This is a genomic window from Rhodoferax sp. TS-BS-61-7 (genome assembly GCF_002943465.1).
In the GTDB taxonomy this organism is placed as follows: domain Bacteria; phylum Pseudomonadota; class Gammaproteobacteria; order Burkholderiales; family Burkholderiaceae_C; genus Allorhodoferax.
In genome coordinates, this window is record NZ_PTQY01000003.1 from 49,507 (window position 1) to 66,403 (window position 16,897).

Consider the following 16,897-nt stretch of genomic DNA (forward strand, 5'->3'; position numbering starts at 1 on the left):
GTTTGCCGGTCAGGCGACGACGACTTGTGCGCCGCTGCCTTGGGGGGCGATGACACCGATGGTGTACACCGCTTCGCCGCTGGCGCGCAACGTGGCGGCCGTGGCTTCGGCGTTGGCGGCGTCCACCACCACCACCATGCCAATGCCGTTGTTGAAGGTGCGGTTCATCTCGATGTCGTCAATGCCCGCCGTGGCTTGCAGCCAGGCAAACAGCTCGGTTTGGGGCCAGCTGCCCTTGACCAGATGCGCGGCCGTGCCTTCGGGCAGCACCCGGGGAATGTTCTCCAGCAGACCGCCGCCGGTGATGTGGGCCAGGGCCTTGATCGGGTGTTTTGCCAGCGCAGCCAGCACGTTCAGCACGTACAGGCGGGTGGGCTCCATCAGAGCCTGCTTGAACGGCTTGCCGTCCAGCGTGGCGGGTACCGTACCGGCGGCTTCTGAACGCTCAATACATTTGCGCACCAGGCTGAAACCGTTGGAATGCACGCCGCTGGAGGCCAAGCCCAGCACCACGTCGCCGGGCTTCACATCGGCGCCGGTCAGGATCTTGGATTTTTCGACCGCACCAACGGCAAAACCGGCCAGGTCGTATTCACCCGCGGGGTACATGCCGGGCATTTCGGCAGTTTCGCCGCCAATCAGCGCGCAGCCGGACAGCTCGCAACCCTTGGCAATACCACCCACCACGGCAGCGGCGGTGTCGATGTCCAGCTTGCCGCAGGCAAAGTAGTCCAGAAAGAACAGGGGTTCGGCGCCTTGCACCAGCACGTCGTTCACGCTCATGGCCACCAGGTCGATGCCCACGGTGTCGTGCATATTCCACTCAAACGCCAGCTTGAGCTTGGTGCCCACGCCGTCGGTGCCGCTCACCAGCACGGGTTCCTTGTAGCGCTTGGGCACTTCAAACAGGGCGCCAAAACCGCCAATACCGGCCAGTACGCCCTCTCGCATGGTCTTCTTGGCCAGGGGCTTGATGCGCTCAACCAGCGCGTCGCCAGCAACGATATCGACACCGGCGTCTTTGTAGGAAAGGGGAGTGGGGGAGGCAGATTGGGTCATGGGAAGTGGCTTTGGGGCAGAACAGAGGCAGACCCCGATAGAATTTGCCCAGATTTTAGCTTCGACTGGACCAGCCTCCCCGGATCATGCTCCGCCTTCGCTAAAACCGCCCTATAAGGTTTGACCCCACCCCATGCAATTCACCCCCGCCCAAAAAAGATTCACTGCCTGGCTGCTGATTGCGGGCCTGGTGGTGCTCGCGCTGTGGCTGCTGGCCCCGGTGCTGGCCCCCTTTGTGGTGGCGGCAGTGTTGGCCTATGCGCTGACCCCAGTGGTGGACTGGCTGGACGATGTGGGGCGGGGCCGGGTTCCGCGCCTGGCTGCCGTGGTGGTGGTGGAGCTGCTGTTTGTGGTGGTATTGCTCAGCGTGCTGTTGCTCATTGTTCCCATCTTTGCCAAAGAGTTGCCGCTGATGCGAGAGCAATTTCCGGTGCTGCTGGACAGCCTGAACACCACCGTCAAACCCTGGCTGGCGCAGTGGGGTATCCGCGTGTCGCTGGATGTGGGCAGCATCAAGAATTTTGTCATGAAGTACCTCAACGCCAATGTGGAAGACGCGCTGGGTTCGGTGCTGGCCTCGGTCAAGCTGGGTGGCAGCGTGGCCTTTGCCATCATCGGCAACGCCATCCTGATTCCCGTGGCGCTGTTTTATTTGTTGATGGACTGGGACCGTTTTGTGGGCCAGGTGCGCGACCTGGTGCCCCCACGGCTGCGCGAGAGTGTGGACAGTTTTCTGGCCGAGGCGGACGACGTGCTGGGCCAGTACCTGCGCGGCCAACTGTTGGTGATGGTGATTCTGGCCGTGGCGTACAGCGTGGGTCTGGCCCTGTTTGGGCTGGACCTGGCCTTGCCGATCGGCATCTTTACGGGCTTGGCGATTTCGGTGCCTTACCTGGGTTTTGGCGTGGGGCTGGTGCTGGCCACCTTTGCCGGTCTGCTGGAGTTTTCCAGTGGCGGTTTGGTCTACCCGCTGGTCATGGTGGCCGTGGTCTACGGCCTGGGCCAACTGGTAGAAAGTCTGTATTTGACGCCGCGCCTGGTAGGCGAGCGCATTGGCCTGCACCCGCTGGCCGTCATTTTTGCCTTGCTGGCCTTTGGCCAGCTGTTCGGTTTTGTGGGTGTGCTGATTGCCCTGCCGGCCAGTGCCGTGCTGCTGGTGGCCGTGCGCCGTGTGCGCACCAGCTACCTGGCCAGTCGCCTGTATTTGGGGTAAGACTTCAGTGATGCAACAGATCGCGCTGGACATCGGTTTGTCCGCCGGGCCGACAGTGGCCAACTTCTTCGCCGGGCCCAATGAGGCGGCACTCAAGCACCTGGAACTCTGGATTGGGGCCAAAAGCAGCGCCCAAGCCCGCTCGCCCGTGCCCACCTACTTCTGGGGCCCCGAAGGCAGTGGCAAAAGCCATCTGCTCAAGGCTGCGCGTGAGGCGCTGCGCGAGCAGGGCGCCCGCGTGGGCTGGCTGGATGCTGCCGTGCTGGAGCCGGCCGAGTTTGACGAAGGCTGGGCCGCGGTGCTGATGGACGATGTGCATCTGTACACCGCCGAGCAGCAACACATGGCCTTCAATTGGTTTGTGAACGCCCAGACCCACCAGCGCCCGGTGCTGGCGGCCGGGGAACTGGCGCCGGTGGAGCTGAAACTGCGCGACGACCTGCGTACCCGCCTGGGCTGGGGCCATGTGTTTGGCCTGCATGCCCTGAGCGAGCCCGAGCGGCGCGCTGTGTTACGCCAGGCGGCCGATGCGCGCGGCGTGTTCCTGAGCGACGAGGTGATGGACTTTATGCTCAACCGCTTCAGCCGCGACCTGGGCAGCCTGATGGAACTGCTGGAACTGATGGACGGCTACGCGCTGCAAACCCAGCGCGCCATCACCATTCCGATGATCAAAGCCATGCTGGACAACCAATGACACTCAAAAAGATTGCCCTTTTCGATCTGGACCACACGCTGATTCCGCTGGATTCGGACTTCGCCTGGGGCGAATTCACCACCGCCCTGGGGTGGACGGACGCTGCCAGCTTCCAGGCGCAAAACCACGCGTTCTACGAACACTACAAGGCGGGTACGCTGGATATTCATGCCTACTGCCGCTTTGCCACAGCAGCCGTGGTGAAGCAGGGTGCTGCGAAATCGATAGCTGCTCACGCAGATTTCATGCGGGCCGTGATCCAAAAAGCCATCCAACCCCAGGCCCTGAAGCTGGTGCAGGACCACCAGGCCGCGGGCGACACGGTGATCATCGTGACCGCCACCAACGCTTTTGTGACCCGCCCGATTGCGACGGCATTTGGTGTGGAAGACCTGATTGCCGTGGACCTGGTGACAGACGACGCCCCCGGCGGCACCGGCTGGTACACCGGTGAAATTGCCGGCGTGCCGTCGTTCCGCGAAGGCAAGGTTACACGTGTGGACCAGTGGCTCAGCGAGCGCGGCCTGGCCTGGGAGACCGTGCACACCACCTTCTATTCCGACTCCATCAACGACGTGCCCTTGATGGAAAAAGCCAATGTGGCCGTGGCCACCAACCCCGATGCGCGCCTGCGCGCCCTGGCCCAAGAGCGCGGATGGCGCATACTTGACCTCTTTCCCTGACCCGCGGCCCTGACCGCTTGGAACCTTCTCTTGATCAAGAAATTCATCGACAAATTGCTGGGCAAGAGCCCGTCTGCCGCCAGTAAAAAGCCCCAGTTCGGTAAACGGGTGGAAGTGCCTGTCTCTGTCCACGGTATCGATCCCAACCTAGTGGACGAACGCGCCATCAACGTCGTGCGCACCCTGCAGCAAGCCGGGTTTGAAGCCTATGTGGTGGGCGGCGCCGTACGCGACCTGCTGGTCGGCCTGCGCCCCAAAGACTTTGACGTGGCCACCAACGCCACACCGGAGCAGGTCAAGGGCCTGTTCCGCCGTGCCTTCATCATTGGCCGGCGCTTTCGCATCGTGCACGTGGTCTATGGCCGCGGGCGTGAGCACGAAGTGATTGAAGTCTCTACCTTCCGTGCCTACCTGGACAACGCCGCCGCCGAACAGGTGGCGGGCAACGAACGCACCAGCAAAAACGAGCTCGCCGGCATGAAACACGCCGTCGACAGCACCGGCCGGGTGCTGCGCGACAACGTCTGGGGCCCGCAGGAAGAAGACGCGGTGCGCCGCGACTTCACCATCAACGCGATGTACTACGACCCCGAGACGCAAATCGTGGTCGATTACCACAACGGCTTGAAGGACGCGAAAAGCCGCACCCTGCGCATGATCGGCGACGCTGCCACGCGTTACCGCGAAGACCCGGTGCGCATCATCCGCGCCATCCGTTTCTCTGCCAAGTTGAGCCCGCTGGGCTTCAAGCTGGAAGCCAAAACCGCCGGCCCGCTGATTAAGAGCCAGAGCCTGTTGAACGACGTGCCGCAAAGCCGTTTGTTCGACGAAATGCTCAAGCTGCTGCAGACCGGTCACGCGCTGGCTTCGGTGGAGCAACTCAAGTTCTTGGGCATGGCCCGCGGCATTTACCCGCTGCTGGACGTGGTGGTGGAGCGCGCCGAGCAGCCCTTTGTGGCTGCCGCCCTCAAAGACACCGACCGCCGTGTGGGAGAAGGCAAACCCGTGGCGCCCAGCTTCCTGCTGGCCTGTGTGTTGTGGGCCGACGTGCGCGATGGCTGGGACCAGCGCATGAAAAATGGCCAGCACGGCCATCCAGCACTGCAAGACGCGATCGAGGACGTGTTCAACGCGCGTATTGGTGATGTGTCCGGCCGCGGCAAGCTGGCCGGCGACATGCGCGAAATATGGCTCATGCAGCCCCGCTTCGAGAAACGTGTGGGCAGCACGCCCTTTGGCATGGTGGACCAGCCGCGTTTCCGTGCGGCGTTCGACTTCATGCGCCTGCGCGCTGACGCCGGTGAAATTGACGAGGTCTTGGCCGACTGGTGGCAAGAGTTCAGCATGGCCAGCGACGATGTGCGCCAGGACATGGTGGACCAGGTGCGTACCGAACAACAACAGCAGCGCAAACAAGCGCCGCGTGTGCACCGCGCACCGGCCAAATCGGCGCCTGCCGGCCCGGCCGCCGCGGATGCAGTGGACAACAGCCCCGAAGCAGACTTTCCCGCCGATGGCCACGATGCCCCACGCAAACGCCGCCGTCGCCGCCGCTCTGGCGCGGGCAGAGCCGAGGGTGGCGCATCCGGCGGCAGCGCCGAATAAGCCGACGTTTCACCATGCGTGCGCCGGTGCTGGCCTACATCGGCCTGGGGGCCAACCTCGGGGAACCGGTGGCTGCACTGCAGGCAGCGCTGGCGGCGCTGGCCACCGTGCCCCAGTGCACGCTGCGGCGCCAGTCCGCCTTGTACGGCAGCGCCCCGATTGACTCCAGCGGCCCCGACTATGTCAACGCGGTGGCCGAACTCTCCACCACCCTCAGCGCCCCCGCCTTGTTGCAAGCTCTGCAGCAAATCGAGCTAGACGCCGGGCGCGAACGCCCCTACCGCAACGCCCCGCGCACGCTGGACCTGGATGTGCTGCTGTATGGCAGCGCCACCATCCACAGTGCCACCCTGATCGTGCCGCACCCGCGCATGCGCGAGCGCGCTTTTGTGCTGCTGCCGCTGGCTGAATTGCTGCCGGACCAAGTAAGCCCCCTTGATTTAGCGGCGGTGCAAGACCAGGGGGTTTGGCGCATGGCAGGGTAAATCCGGTCAATTCCCCCCATTTTCCAACGCTCCCGCATGGTTAAATTACAGAATAATTAAAGGAGATTGGAATGCGTTTTGACCGACTGCGTCTGGCCACCAAGTTGTGGGCTGCGATGGGCCTGATGGTGGTGCTGTTGGCCATCATCATTGCGTTTACTGCCCTGCAGTCCCGCAAGTCCCGCGAGGCCTACGGTGCTGTGAATGCGGCCATGCTGGCGCAAATCAAGACGGCCAACCAGTGGGCGGCGCTGGTCGACGTGAACACCACCCGTGCCTATGCGGTGGTGGTTTCGGTGGACCCGGGCGTGGCCAATGCCTTCAAGGATGAAATTGCCCAGAGCAATACCAAGATTGAAGAGCTGCAAAAAGCCATTGAGGCCGCGGACCCGACCGAGGCCGACAAAGCCCAGCTCGCCAAAATCACCGAGCTGCGCAAAAAACTGCAGGACCTGACCAGCCAGACCGCGCTGCTCAAGGTCGTCAAACCCGGCGAAATGCCCGCCTTTGTGGAGACCCAGTACCGCCCGGCAGTCAAGGCCCTGCAGGACGCGCACCAGCAGTTTGTGCTGATGCAGGACGCCGCCAACGAGGCCTTGCGCGAGACTTTCGAGGCCGAGGGCCGCAAGCTAATTTTGATGTCGGCAGGGGGCCTGGTGGTGCTGATCGGGGGCATCTTGGTGGGCGCGGCTTTCTTGATCCGCTCCATCAAACAACCCCTGCTGCAGGCCAACGACCTGGCGGCCCGTATTGCCGAGGGGGACCTGAGTGGTCATGTGGATGAAACCCGGGCCGACGAGTTCGGCGACCTGATGCGGTCGCTGGCCGCCATGAACCGCTCGCTCGGCCTCATGGTGTCCCAGGTGCGCCACAGCACCGACAGCATTGCCACCGCCAGCTCCGAGATTGCCTCGGGCAACAACGACCTGGCCCAGCGCACCGAGCAAACATCGAGCAACCTGGCCTCCACCGCGTCCAGCATGGACAGCCTAACGCATGCCGTGCGCATGAGTTCGGACAACGCCCACCAGGCTGCCACGCTGGCGGCCAATGCCTCCAACGTGGCCCAGCGCGGTGGCGAGGTGGTGTCGCAGGTGGTCAGCACCATGCAGCAGATCGACGCCAGCAGCAAAAAGATTGCCGACATCATCAGCGTGATCGACGGCATTGCCTTCCAGACCAATATCCTGGCGCTGAACGCCGCGGTGGAAGCCGCGCGTGCCGGTGAACAGGGCAGGGGTTTTGCCGTGGTGGCGAGTGAGGTGCGCAGCCTGGCCGGCCGCAGCGCCGAGGCTGCCAAGGAGATTAAGGGCCTGATCGGTACCTCGGTGGACAAGGTCGAGTCGGGCACCAAGCTGGTAACGGCCGCCGGTGCCACCATGCAGGAGATTGTGCAAAGTGTGCGCCGCGTGGTGGACGTGATTGGTGAGATCACCGCAGCGTCCAGCGAGCAGAGCGCGGGTATTGCCGAGGTCAACCAGTCCGTGGGCAACCTCGATCAGATGACGCAGCAGAACGCCGCGCTGGTGGAAGAAAGTGCGGCGGCGGCCGAGAGCCTGCGTGACCAGGCGGCCCAGTTGGCGCAGGCGGTGGCGGTGTTCAAGGTGGCGCCGCAGCTGGCGCACACAGGCTCTTCGGGTGCGCCCTTGTTGCTGAGCTAGGCAGAGCCATTCGCCCACAAAAAAGCGCTGCCTCGGCAGCGCTTTTTTCATGGGGAAGCCGAGTCGGGAGTTCAGGCTACTTCGGCAATCAGCTCAATCTCCACGCAGGCGCCCATGGGGATTTGTGCCACACCAAAGGCGCTGCGCGCATGCGCGCCCACTTGCGGGCCAAACACTTCACCCAGCAGCTCGCTGCAGCCATTGGTCACCAGGTGCTGCTCGGTGAAGTCGCCGGTGGAGTTGACCAGGGACATGACCTTGACGATACGTGTGACACGGTTCAGGTCGCCCACGGCGGCGTGCAGCGTGCCCATCAGGTCGATGGCGATGGCGCGTGCGGCGGCCTTGCCCTCTTCAGTCGTGGTGTTTTTGCCCAACTGGCCCACCCAAGGTTTGCCGTCTTTTTTGGCAATGTGGCCGCTGATAAAAACCAGGTTGCCGGTCTGCACAAAGGGCACATAGGCCGCAGCGGGCACGGCCACGGGCGGCAGGGTGATCTGGAGGGCGGCGAGTTTGTCGTAAATGCTCATACAAGTTCCTTTGAATAAAAAGTGCCTCTGGCACTTATGGATACTGCGCCAGCAGCTATTTAATTGATAGCGCCTTGGGTCTGACTCTGGCCACCGCCCTGGGACTGGCTTTGTCCTTGGGTTTGGGAGGCCTCGGCTATGGGCGCGGAGCCGTTATTGTCGCTGCGGATGTCTTCCACCGTCACCCCCACGGTCAGCGTGTGGCTGGCGCCGCCGTGGATCACACCGCGCAGCGGCGACACATCCCCAAAGTCGCGCCCGGTGGCCACGGTCACATAGTCCACACCCGGGGCAAACCAGCCCCAGCGATTGTTGGTTGGGTCCAGGTCCACCCAGCGCTGGCCCTCGGGCAGGTCGCCCACATAGACGCTGACCCAGGCGTGTGAGGCATCGCTGCCCACCAGCTTGACCTCGCCCGGCGCGGGCTGCGTCAGCAGGTAGCCGCTCACATAACGTGCGGGCAGACCCATGCTGCGCAGGCCGGCCAGCATGATGTGGGCAAAGTCTTGGCACACGCCTTTGCGTTGCTCCAGCGCCTGCAGGGCGGGGGTGTTGATCTGGGTGCTTTCGCTCTCGTAGGTGAAGTCGGTGTGGATGCGCTCCATCAGGTCCACCGCCACGGCCAGCACACTGGCGCCGGCCACAAAACTGGGCCGTGCGTAGCCGGCAAACTCCTGGCGGCGCGGCACAAAGGGTGAGGCAAACACAAATTCCGACGCCGCTTCGAAGGGCGTGTGCGCCTGGTAACGCAGCCGGTCGCGCAGTTGCTCCCAAGGTTGCGCACTCTCGGGCCGGGCATGGGCGCTGGTGGACACGATGCTCATGGCCTGCACCTCCAGCACCGGGTGCGGCACCTGCAGCGAGAAAAAACAGCGCGTGTTGCCATACACGTCCAGCGTGTTGCGCTGCTGCGCCGGCTGCGGGCTGATGGTGAGGGCGTGGCTCAGCAGGTTTTGCCCGGCGTGTTGCAGCGGCTGCAGGTAGGCCACGTGCTGCGCCGTCTCGACCGCCGGCTGGTAGTCGTAGCGTGTGTGGTGGGTAACTTGTAGCAGCATCAGGTGCCCACACTGTGTTTGGTGTGGCCCGAGTGGGTGAAGTAGGTGGTGCTGATGTCTTCGGACACCGTGAACGCACACTCGCTCAAAGCGTCCAGCAGGTTGCGCAGGGCCGGTGCACTGGGCTCGCCTTCGGGCGTCTCGCACAGGTGGGCCAGGTCCCAGGTGTCAGGGTTGGGCACCTGCAGCGACATGCTGCTCATTTCACCCGCCGGGCTCTGCGCCAGCTTGGCCAGGCGCCCGCGCAGCGTGTGCGCCACCCAGCCCAGCGAGCGCGGGTTGTCACGGTCCAGCACCAGCAGATCGGTCAGTGCGGCAATATCGCGGCTTTGCTGGTACTGGGCGTGGAAGGTGATGGTGCTGTCAAACAGCGTGAGCAGGGCTTCAAAGCCGCCATCGGTGTCCACCGCGCCGGTCTCAAAACTGCGCGCCAGCGCGCTGGCCAGAAAGTGCAGGCGCTCCACATGGCGGCCAATGCTGAGCAGGCGCCAGCCGTCGTCGCGGGTCATGCGGTCGGTTTGTGCGCCGGTGATAGCGGCCAGCTGGTCACTCAGGTCACCCAGCACCCGCAGGGCCTGGGCGGGGGCGTAGTCGCCCTGGGCCGCAAGGCGGGCGCTCTGGTGGAACAGGGTTTCTTCGGCCCGCACGATGGTGTGCCAGTGCTCTTGCGAGAGGCGCTCGCGCACCGTGGCCGCGGTCATTTTGAGCGCGCGCACATTAAAGCCCACGCTGGTGGCTCCCTCGGCCGAGGCCAGGCTGGCGATCAGCGTGCGCTCAAATACCCGGCGCGCCTGCACGGCGGACGGGGTGCCCGGCAGCACCAAGGTGTTGGCCACGGCCATTTGGCTCAGCCACTGCAGCAGCGGCACCGAGCTTTGTTCTTCGCCGCCCAGGCAATCCAGCGTCAGCGCGGCCAGGCGCACCGAGTTCTCAGAACGTTCGGTGTAGCGGCCCAGCCAGTACAGGTTTTCGGCCGCGCGGCTGGTGACCAGGCGCTTGCGCTGGGCCAGCACGGCGGGGGTAAGGGCGCTGGGCAGCAGGGTGGTGGTGTCCACCTCACCCTCGGTCAGGGCCCACACATCGGCACTGCTGCCGCCGCGCTGCATGCTGGCAATGTCGGCGCTGGTGCCGGCCACGCGGGCCAGGCCCCCGGGCAACACACGCCAGTGCGGGCGGCCTGCGGCATCCAACCCGTCCGACACGGCAAACACCCGCAGCAGCGCCGAACGCGCCACCATGGCGCTGGGCTGCCCGGCACTGGCGCTGTGCCAGGTGGGTATTTGCGAGAGCGGCATGTAGGCCTGCACCGTGTGGTCTTCACTCTGGCGCATGATGCGGCCGGCCCAGGCGTCCAGCGCCGTTTGGCCCAGGGTGTGGCCCAGCACCGACTCGAAACTGGTGTGGATGCTGGAGCCCGGGTAGGTGGGCTTGATGGTGTGCTCGCGCAGGCGTGGCAGGGCCTCTTCCATGGCACTGCGTTCGCCGCACCACCAGCTGGGCAGGGCGGGCAGGCTCAGGTCTTCGCCCAGCGCGTGCTGCGCCAGCGCGGGCAAAAAGCCCAAGAGCGCAGGGGATTCGAGAAACGCCGAGCCTGGCGCATTGGCCACCAAAACATTGCCTGCGCGGATGGCCTGCAGCAGGCCGGGCACGCCCAGGGTGGAGTCGGGGCGCAGCTCCAGTGGGTCCAGGTACTGGTCGTCCACGCGCTTGAGCAAACCGTGCACCGGCACCAGGCCGCGCAGCGTCTTGAGGAACAGGCGCTCGTCGCGCACGATCAGGTCGCTGCCTTCCACCAGGCTCAGGCCCAAGTAGCGCGCCAGGTAGGCGTGTTCAAAATAAGTTTCGTTGTAAGGGCCCGGCGTCAACAGCGCAATGTGGGCGTCGGCGCCAGCCGGGCTGTGCGCCTTCAGGCTGTCCATCAGGGCGCGGTAGGTGCCGGCCAGGCGCTGCACCTTGAGCGCCTGGAAGGCCTGCGGAAACTGGCGCGACACAGCCAACCGGTTCTCCAGCAGGTAGCCCAGGCCGCTGGGCGCCTGGCAGCGCTGGCCCACTACCCACCAGTTGCCATCGGGCCCGCGGGCCAGGTCAAAGGCGGTGACATGCAGATGGCGCCCACCCACGGGCCGCACACCGGCCATGGCGCGCAGGTAGCCGGGGTGGCCATGTACCAGGGCGGGGGGCAGCAGGCCCTGGGCCAGGTAGGTTTGCGGGCCGTAGACATCGGCCATCACCGCCTCCAGCAGGCGCATGCGCTGCTGCACACCGGCTTCGATGTGCTGCCAGCTCGGCGCGTCCACCATCAGCGGAAACAGGTCCAGTGACCAGGGGCGCTGCGGGCCTTCGGCATCGGCGTAGACGTTGTAGGTGACGCCGTTGTCGCGGATCTGGCGCTGCAGGCTGGCGGCCCGGGCATCCAGCTCGGCGCTGGTGCGGGCCTCCATATTGGCAAAGAATTGGCCCCAAGCCCCCGTGAAATTTGCGCGAGCAGCTATAAAATTGATAGCATTTTCGGAAGGGGCGGAGGGTTGGTTGCCGGCTTTGGGCAGCACGGTAGCGCGCAGCTCGTCAAAGTGCCCGGCGGCGGCCATGCACAGGCGGGCCCGGGACAGCACGTCGGCGTCGGTGGCGGGGCTGTTCACGGCGAGGGGGTCAAGAGAGGAATTCACTGGCCTGAGTATGCCAGCGCAGGGGGCGCCGGGGGCCTGGAACTTGCACGCAAGGCCCGTGCCGAGCCAAGTCGGGCAAAGCCCGCTACCATGCCGCGGAGAGCTGGGATCACAACCGTTGGAGACCCTATGAAACCCGTTTGGCGCGCTGTCTTGGCTGCCTGGTTCGGCTTGGGCCTGTGGTGTGGCGTTGCCTTGCCCGCCTGGGCGGCTGACTACAAGCTCAGCACCCTCGAATGGGCTCCGTATACCGGTGCGGGGTTGCCGGGCAAAGGCCTGGTGTCTGCCACCATTGCCGATGCGCTGAAGGTGTCTGGCTACAGTGTTGAGGTGCAGTTTTTTCCATGGTCCCGGGCGGTGCGTCTGGTCGACTCCAGCCCCGCGTATGTGGGCTTTTTCCCGGCCTATTACTCGCGGGAGCGCGCCGCGCGTTACCTCTACTCCGACCCCGTGGGGCGCAGCCATGTGGTGTTTCTGGAACGCAGCGACAGCCCCGTGAAATGGACGACGTATGACGATTTGCAGGGCCAGCGCATCGGCGTGGTGCGCGGCTTTGTGAACACCGAGGAGCTAGATGCGCGCATTGCCAGCAAGGTGCTGATCTCGGAAGAGGCGCCGGACGACCGTAGCAATATCTTGAAGCTGGTGGCGGGCCGGATTGATCTGGCCGTGGTCGACCAGCAGGTCTACCAGCACCTGGTGCAGACCGACCCGCAGCTGGCACGTGTGGCGACTCAGCTGCAGGTGAACCCCAAGGTGCTGGAGGTGAAAAATCTCTATGTATGTTTTCAGCGCACGCCAGCGGGCGCACTGGCACAGCGTGCCCTGAACACCGGGCTGCGCAAGCTGCGGCCGGTGCTGTAGCGGCGCAAGCCCGTACAGCCGGGTTTGTGCGGAGGCCGGGCCCCCGCCACAGGCGTACCATGCAGGTGTAGCCCTGAAGAATGAAAAACAGGAGTTGGACCGTGACGCCGTTGCCCCAAGTACCGGAAACCGAGGTTTCCAGCTTGCGCAGTCCGGCTTTTCCGGACCGTGTACCCGAAGCGGCCCTCGCGGCCGTTGCCCCGCTTGTGGCGCAGCTCTGCGCCGCCCCCCTGAGCCTGGTGTATGACCTCTGGCAACCCCCATGTCGGGTGCTGGCCCACCATGGGTTTGCCGCACCGCCCCAAGCCGGGGCCGGGCTGGCCCTGTGGGCAACACAGGCGGGCCTGGCGGGGGTGTTCCATGTGGAAGATGCCCTGCAAGACACGCGTTTAGCCAGCGATCCTCTGCTGCTTGCCGAAGGGGTGCGCTTTTGCGCAGGCGTGGCCTTGCGCCGTGCGGACGGCCAGGTGGTGGGCTGTTTGCTGGCCATGGACCGGGTGGTGCGGCCGCTGCTGCCGGCCCAAGCCCAGGCCCTGCAAACCCTGGCTTGGCTGGTGCAGGCGCAATGGGCTGCCCCGGTGGGCGAGGCCAGCTACCGCGCCTTGGTGGAAACCCAGACAGAGATGGTCTCTCTTGCCACCGCACAGGGGGTGCTGCTGTATGTGAACCCGCAGTACGCCGCGCACTTTGGTATGCGGCCGGCCGATATGGTGGGGCGCAGCCTGTATGACTTTGTGGCGGTACACGACCAACCGGCCGTGCGTGCGCAGATTGACACAGTGCTGCGCGAGGGCGGCAACCTGCAGGGCGAGAACCGCATGGTGGCCGCAGACGGGTCAGAGAAATGGGTGTCCTGGACCAATGCCGTGCAGCACGACGCGCTGGGCACCCCTTTGCTCAACTCGGTGGGCCGCGATGTGACCGCCCAGCGCCTGGCCGAGCGGGCGCTGCAGGCGAGTGAATCGTTTCTAGAAAAAACCGGCCAAGTGGCCCGCATTGGCGGCTGGGAGATGGACATGGCGCGCCAGACGCTGGCCTGGTCCGAGCAGACCAAGCGCATCCACGAGGTGGAGGCGGATTTTGTGCCTACGGTGCAGAACGTGAACGACTTCTACCCCGCCGACGCCATGGTGGAGCTGCAGGCCGCCGCCCAGCGGGCCATGCAGACCGGCCAGGCCTGGGACCTGGAGGTGCCCCTGGTCACGGGCAAGGGCCGCCAAATCTGGGTGCGGGCCCAGGGCGAGGTGCAGTTTGAGCAGGGCGCACCGGTGCGCCTGTTTGGCACGGTGCAAGAAATCACGGAGCGCGTGGTGGCCGAAAAAGCACTGCGCGTGCTGACCACCATTTTTGACAAGACCACCGACCTGGTGGTGCAGACCGACCGGGCCGGGCGCATCAGCTACATGAACCCGGCCGTGCGCCGGTTCACCGGCCTGGGGGCCGATGCGCCGGTGGGGCACCTGAGTTTTGAAGATTTCAACACCCCGCAGACCAATGCGCTCTACCAGTCCACCATCCTGCCGGTGGTGCATGCCGACGGCGTCTGGCTCGGGGTGACCACGGTGTATGGCGAGGGCAAACGCACCATTCCGGTCAGCCACATGGTGATTGCCCACACCGACAAGGACGGCCGCGTGGAGCACTACTCCGCGGTCATGCGGGACATCTCGGCGCTGGTCGATATCCAGCAAGAGCTGCTGCAACAGACCGCCACCCTGCGTTCGGTGACCGAGGCCATTCCGGCCGGGGTGGCCGTGGTGGGGGCAGACGAGCGCATCAAGTTCGTTAACAGTGCCTTCGAGCGCTGGCATGGCTCACCACGCGGTGTGCTGGTCGGGCGCTATTTGTGGGAGGCCTTGGGGGCCGAAGAGTACGCACGCACCCAGCACTGGACCGCCCAGGCCCTGGCCGGGGAGACGGTGACCTACGAGAAAGAGTTTGTGGGCAACAACCGATCCCAGAACCTGCTGATGACCCACATCCCGCTGCGCAGCGAAGCGGGCGTGGCCAACGGCTTTGTGGCGGTGGGGCAAGACATCACCAACCACAAACGCGAGTCGGTGCGGTTGCTCAAACTCACCCAGCGAGACCCCTTGACCGGGGTGTTTAACCGTGCGGGCCTGCGCAGCTACACCGATCACCATGTGCGCGAGGGCCTGTTGCCGTCCACCGCCGTGCTGTATGTGGATCTGGACTACTTCAAGGAAGTGAACGACCAATACGGCCACCCGGTGGGAGACCAGTTGCTGCAACTTTTTGCCCAGCGTTTGTTGCAGCTGGTGCGCCCCTCTGACGCCGTGGCACGCCTAGGTGGCGACGAGTTTTTGGTGGTGGTGCTGGGCATCAAGACCCTGGCCAATGCCGAGCGCGTGGCCGATAAGGTGCTCAAGGCTGCGGCGGCACCTTTCCATGTGGGCGACTTGCAGCTGCAAGTGGGCGCCAGTGTGGGCATTGGCCTGGGCAGCGCCACAGAATCCGGGGGCTGGGATGCCCTGATTGCCCGTGCCGACGGCTGTTTGTACGCCGCAAAAAAAGCCGGCAAAGGCACGAGCCGCGGGCCGCGGGAACTGGCCGGCGCACCTGAGGCGCCTAACGCGCAAATAGCTGGCCCAGGTCCTTAAAGGCCTTGAACTCCAGTGCGTTGCCACAGGGGTCCAGCAAAAACATGGTGGCCTGTTCGCCCACTTGGCCCTGAAAACGGATGCCGGGCTCCAGCACAAACGCGGTGTTGCGGCTTTGCAGTCGCTCGGCCAGCGCATGCCAGGCCTCCCAGGCCAGCACCACGCCAAAGTGCGGTACCGGCACATGGTGGCTGTCCACCTCGTTGGTGTGGGCGTGGGTCTGCGAGTCGTTTTTGGGCGCCAGGTGGATCACCAACTGGTGGCCAAAGAAGTTGAAGTCCACCCACTGCGCGCTGCTGCGGCCCTCGGCACAGCCAAACACCTCGCCATAAAACTGGCGCGCCAGCGCCAGGTCGTACACAGGAATGGCCAGGTGAAAGGGTTGAAGCGACATGGTGGTTTTCCTTGGTGGGGGAGGCAGGTGTAGAGGCTGGGGCAGGGTGAATGCGGCTTTAGCCCAGTGGCAGCGTGTCGAAGGTGGCGTAGCTGTTTTTGAGCCAGGTCTTTACCCGTTGGCGCTCCAGCAGGCCCAGCGTGTCTTCGCCGTCCTTGCGGTGAATCGCCGCCCAGAAGCTGGCGTTCTGCCGGTCGATCTTGCGCATGCTGGCCTCGTGCAACTGGGCCAGACTTATCACATGGCCGCCCAGGGCCACCGCTTTTTTAAGGGCGGAGGAGTCATCGAGCTGCGAAAAATCGTTGCCACGGCCCTGGTTCTTCACCACGATGTAGTTGGGCCCGGCGCCATAGGTGGCCACCAGCCGGTCCAGCAGATCCACCGAATCCTTGCCCGCATCGGCCACGTGCCAGAAGTTCACCGTCACGCCCAGGCTGGCCATCAGCGAGACCAGGTCCGAGTCCTTCACCCAGCGCGCCAGCGGCGCCGCAGTCTGCGCTGCCAGGTCCACGATGACATTGGGCGGCAGGCCCACCACGGGTTCTTCTTCAAACACACCGGCAATCAGGTCCAGGCCCTCGTAGGTATCCACCACCACCGGGGCTGCGTAGTCCGCATAAAAGCGGGTGAACGAGGTGTGCGAGCGGTCCGTGTCAAAGCCGGTGAAGGCGCGCCCCTTGTCGATGAAATACTGGGCCAGCACACGGGCCATGACCGATTTGCCGACCCCGCCTTTTTCGCCGCCAATGAAGTTGATAGAAGACATGAAATTCCTTAGGTGAGTCCCCAGAGTATGCAATTTGTATGCAAGCCGTAGGACGGTGCCGATGGCTTCGTCACGGCAACGGGCCCACTCGGCGGCAGTTTTATAAATTTAAATAATAAAAAACAATATTTTTATATTCAAAAGATACAATTCATCCCGGTGTTTCACCGGCATTTCGCTTCCCCCGCGCTGCAGCGCCACTTGGTGGCCCCGCACGCTTCTCTAGAAAGGCTCTGATATGAGCAGCAAAATTTACGTGGGCAACTTGCCCTATTCCGTTACCAACGAAAGCCTGCAAAGCAATTTCGGCGAATTTGGTGACGTGACATCCGCCAAGGTCATGATGGACCGCGACACCGGCCGCTCCAAAGGCTTCGGTTTTGTGGAAATGGGCTCCCCCGAAATGGCCCAAGCCGCCATCAATGGCCTGAACGGCCAATCGGTGGACGGTCGTTCCATCGTTGTGAACCTGGCCCGCCCCATGGAACCCCGTGGCGCCTCTGACGGCTACCGCGGCGGACGCAGCAGCTACTAAGCTCGCAAGCTAGCCAAAAAAGAAGGCCCCTTGATTGGGGCCTTCTTTTTTTGTCCAAACATT

Annotated in this window: 15 protein-coding genes; 9 read left to right on the forward strand and 6 right to left on the reverse strand. The window is 64.2% G+C overall.

Features of this window, described 5'->3' with window-relative positions; genetic code table 11:
• Positions 1 to 9 precede the first annotated feature (9 nt).
• On the reverse strand, positions 10 to 1,059 hold the full coding sequence (gene purM, locus C5F53_RS08915) for a phosphoribosylformylglycinamidine cyclo-ligase (RefSeq protein WP_105261036.1): 1,050 nt from the start codon (positions 1,057 to 1,059) through the stop codon (positions 10 to 12).
• A gap of 133 nt (positions 1,060 to 1,192) precedes the next feature.
• On the opposite strand from purM, the gene C5F53_RS08920 reads away from it, so the two are divergent.
• The 6 genes from C5F53_RS08920 (at position 1,193) to C5F53_RS20675 (ending at position 7,403) form a co-directional block, all read left to right on the forward strand.
• The gene (locus C5F53_RS08920) at positions 1,193 to 2,272 is read left to right on the forward strand and encodes an AI-2E family transporter (protein ID WP_105261037.1); all 1,080 of its coding nucleotides are present in this window, start codon (positions 1,193 to 1,195) and stop codon (positions 2,270 to 2,272) included.
• 10 nt (positions 2,273 to 2,282) lie between these two features.
• Complete coding sequence (gene hda / locus C5F53_RS08925; protein WP_105261038.1) at positions 2,283 to 2,969, forward strand: DnaA regulatory inactivator Hda; 687 nt, start codon at positions 2,283 to 2,285, stop codon at positions 2,967 to 2,969.
• Positions 2,966 to 3,652 (forward strand): HAD family phosphatase, encoded by a 687-nt coding sequence (locus C5F53_RS08930; RefSeq protein ID WP_105261039.1) that lies wholly within the window; start codon positions 2,966 to 2,968, stop codon positions 3,650 to 3,652. The genes hda and C5F53_RS08930 overlap by 4 nt, the downstream gene beginning before the upstream one ends.
• A gap of 30 nt (positions 3,653 to 3,682) precedes the next feature.
• The gene (gene pcnB / locus C5F53_RS08935) at positions 3,683 to 5,257 is read left to right on the forward strand and encodes a polynucleotide adenylyltransferase PcnB (protein ID WP_105261040.1); all 1,575 of its coding nucleotides are present in this window, start codon (positions 3,683 to 3,685) and stop codon (positions 5,255 to 5,257) included.
• Positions 5,258 to 5,271: 14 nt separating this feature from the next.
• The gene (gene folK, locus C5F53_RS08940; protein ID WP_105261041.1) at positions 5,272 to 5,742 is read left to right on the forward strand and encodes a 2-amino-4-hydroxy-6-hydroxymethyldihydropteridine diphosphokinase; all 471 of its coding nucleotides are present in this window, start codon (positions 5,272 to 5,274) and stop codon (positions 5,740 to 5,742) included.
• Between the two features lie 71 nt (positions 5,743 to 5,813).
• Positions 5,814 to 7,403 (forward strand): methyl-accepting chemotaxis protein, encoded by a 1,590-nt coding sequence (locus tag C5F53_RS20675; protein WP_105261042.1) that lies wholly within the window; start codon positions 5,814 to 5,816, stop codon positions 7,401 to 7,403.
• Positions 7,404 to 7,474: 71 nt separating this feature from the next.
• Here the strand turns inward: C5F53_RS20675 and C5F53_RS08950 are convergent, their stop codons facing one another.
• From C5F53_RS08950 to C5F53_RS08960, 3 genes are read right to left on the reverse strand one after another with little or no spacing between them, the layout of a single operon-like run.
• Positions 7,475 to 7,933 carry a RidA family protein gene (locus C5F53_RS08950; RefSeq protein ID WP_105261043.1) on the reverse strand — a complete coding sequence of 153 codons (459 nt, stop codon included), beginning with the start codon at positions 7,931 to 7,933 and terminating at the stop codon, positions 7,475 to 7,477.
• A gap of 59 nt (positions 7,934 to 7,992) precedes the next feature.
• Positions 7,993 to 8,988 carry a transglutaminase family protein gene (locus C5F53_RS08955; RefSeq protein WP_105261044.1) on the reverse strand — a complete coding sequence of 332 codons (996 nt, stop codon included), beginning with the start codon at positions 8,986 to 8,988 and terminating at the stop codon, positions 7,993 to 7,995.
• Positions 8,988 to 11,654, reverse strand: a complete 2,667-nt coding sequence (locus C5F53_RS08960) for a circularly permuted type 2 ATP-grasp protein (protein ID WP_370446718.1) — start codon at positions 11,652 to 11,654, stop codon at positions 8,988 to 8,990. The genes C5F53_RS08955 and C5F53_RS08960 overlap by 1 nt, the downstream gene beginning before the upstream one ends.
• 129 nt (positions 11,655 to 11,783) lie before the next feature.
• Here C5F53_RS08960 and C5F53_RS08965 point away from each other — a divergent pair, with 129 nt between their 5' ends.
• Positions 11,784 to 12,518 carry an ABC transporter substrate-binding protein gene (locus tag C5F53_RS08965; protein WP_161499909.1) on the forward strand — a complete coding sequence of 245 codons (735 nt, stop codon included), beginning with the start codon at positions 11,784 to 11,786 and terminating at the stop codon, positions 12,516 to 12,518.
• A 101-nt stretch (positions 12,519 to 12,619) separates the two neighbouring features.
• The gene (locus C5F53_RS08970) at positions 12,620 to 15,139 is read left to right on the forward strand and encodes a bifunctional diguanylate cyclase/phosphodiesterase (RefSeq protein WP_161499910.1); all 2,520 of its coding nucleotides are present in this window, start codon (positions 12,620 to 12,622) and stop codon (positions 15,137 to 15,139) included.
• Here the strand turns inward: C5F53_RS08970 and C5F53_RS08975 are convergent.
• Positions 15,108 to 15,533 carry a VOC family protein gene (locus C5F53_RS08975; RefSeq protein WP_105261047.1) on the reverse strand — a complete coding sequence of 142 codons (426 nt, stop codon included), beginning with the start codon at positions 15,531 to 15,533 and terminating at the stop codon, positions 15,108 to 15,110. The two genes, C5F53_RS08970 and C5F53_RS08975, sit on opposite strands and share 32 nt — an antisense overlap.
• Positions 15,534 to 15,591: 58 nt before the next feature.
• Positions 15,592 to 16,299, reverse strand: a complete 708-nt coding sequence (locus C5F53_RS08980) for a mobilization protein (RefSeq protein ID WP_105261048.1) — start codon at positions 16,297 to 16,299, stop codon at positions 15,592 to 15,594.
• Positions 16,300 to 16,537: 238 nt separating this feature from the next.
• Here C5F53_RS08980 and C5F53_RS08985 point away from each other — a divergent pair, with 238 nt between their 5' ends.
• On the forward strand, positions 16,538 to 16,834 hold the full coding sequence (locus C5F53_RS08985; protein ID WP_105261049.1) for an RNA-binding protein: 297 nt from the start codon (positions 16,538 to 16,540) through the stop codon (positions 16,832 to 16,834).
• The last annotated feature ends 63 nt before the right edge of the window (positions 16,835 to 16,897 follow it).

Bases quoted from the DNA above. Each gene is read 5' to 3' on its own strand.
- purM (WP_105261036.1), bottom strand. From the start codon at position 1,059: ATGACCCAATCTGCCTCCCCCACTCCCCTTTCCTACAAAGACGCCGGT.
- C5F53_RS08975 (WP_105261047.1), bottom strand. From the start codon at position 15,533: ATGTCGCTTCAACCCTTTCACCTGGCCATTCCTGTGTACGACCTGGCG.
- C5F53_RS08920 (WP_105261037.1), top strand. From the start codon at position 1,193: ATGCAATTCACCCCCGCCCAAAAAAGATTCACTGCCTGGCTGCTGATT.
- C5F53_RS08950 (WP_105261043.1), bottom strand. From the start codon at position 7,933: ATGAGCATTTACGACAAACTCGCCGCCCTCCAGATCACCCTGCCGCCC.
- C5F53_RS08930 (WP_105261039.1), top strand. From the start codon at position 2,966: ATGACACTCAAAAAGATTGCCCTTTTCGATCTGGACCACACGCTGATT.
- hda (WP_105261038.1), top strand. From the start codon at position 2,283: ATGCAACAGATCGCGCTGGACATCGGTTTGTCCGCCGGGCCGACAGTG.
- C5F53_RS08965 (WP_161499909.1), top strand. From the start codon at position 11,784: ATGAAACCCGTTTGGCGCGCTGTCTTGGCTGCCTGGTTCGGCTTGGGC.
- C5F53_RS20675 (WP_105261042.1), top strand. From the start codon at position 5,814: ATGCGTTTTGACCGACTGCGTCTGGCCACCAAGTTGTGGGCTGCGATG.
- C5F53_RS08980 (WP_105261048.1), bottom strand. From the start codon at position 16,299: ATGTCTTCTATCAACTTCATTGGCGGCGAAAAAGGCGGGGTCGGCAAA.
- C5F53_RS08985 (WP_105261049.1), top strand. From the start codon at position 16,538: ATGAGCAGCAAAATTTACGTGGGCAACTTGCCCTATTCCGTTACCAAC.
- folK (WP_105261041.1), top strand. From the start codon at position 5,272: ATGCGTGCGCCGGTGCTGGCCTACATCGGCCTGGGGGCCAACCTCGGG.
- C5F53_RS08955 (WP_105261044.1), bottom strand. From the start codon at position 8,988: ATGCTGCTACAAGTTACCCACCACACACGCTACGACTACCAGCCGGCG.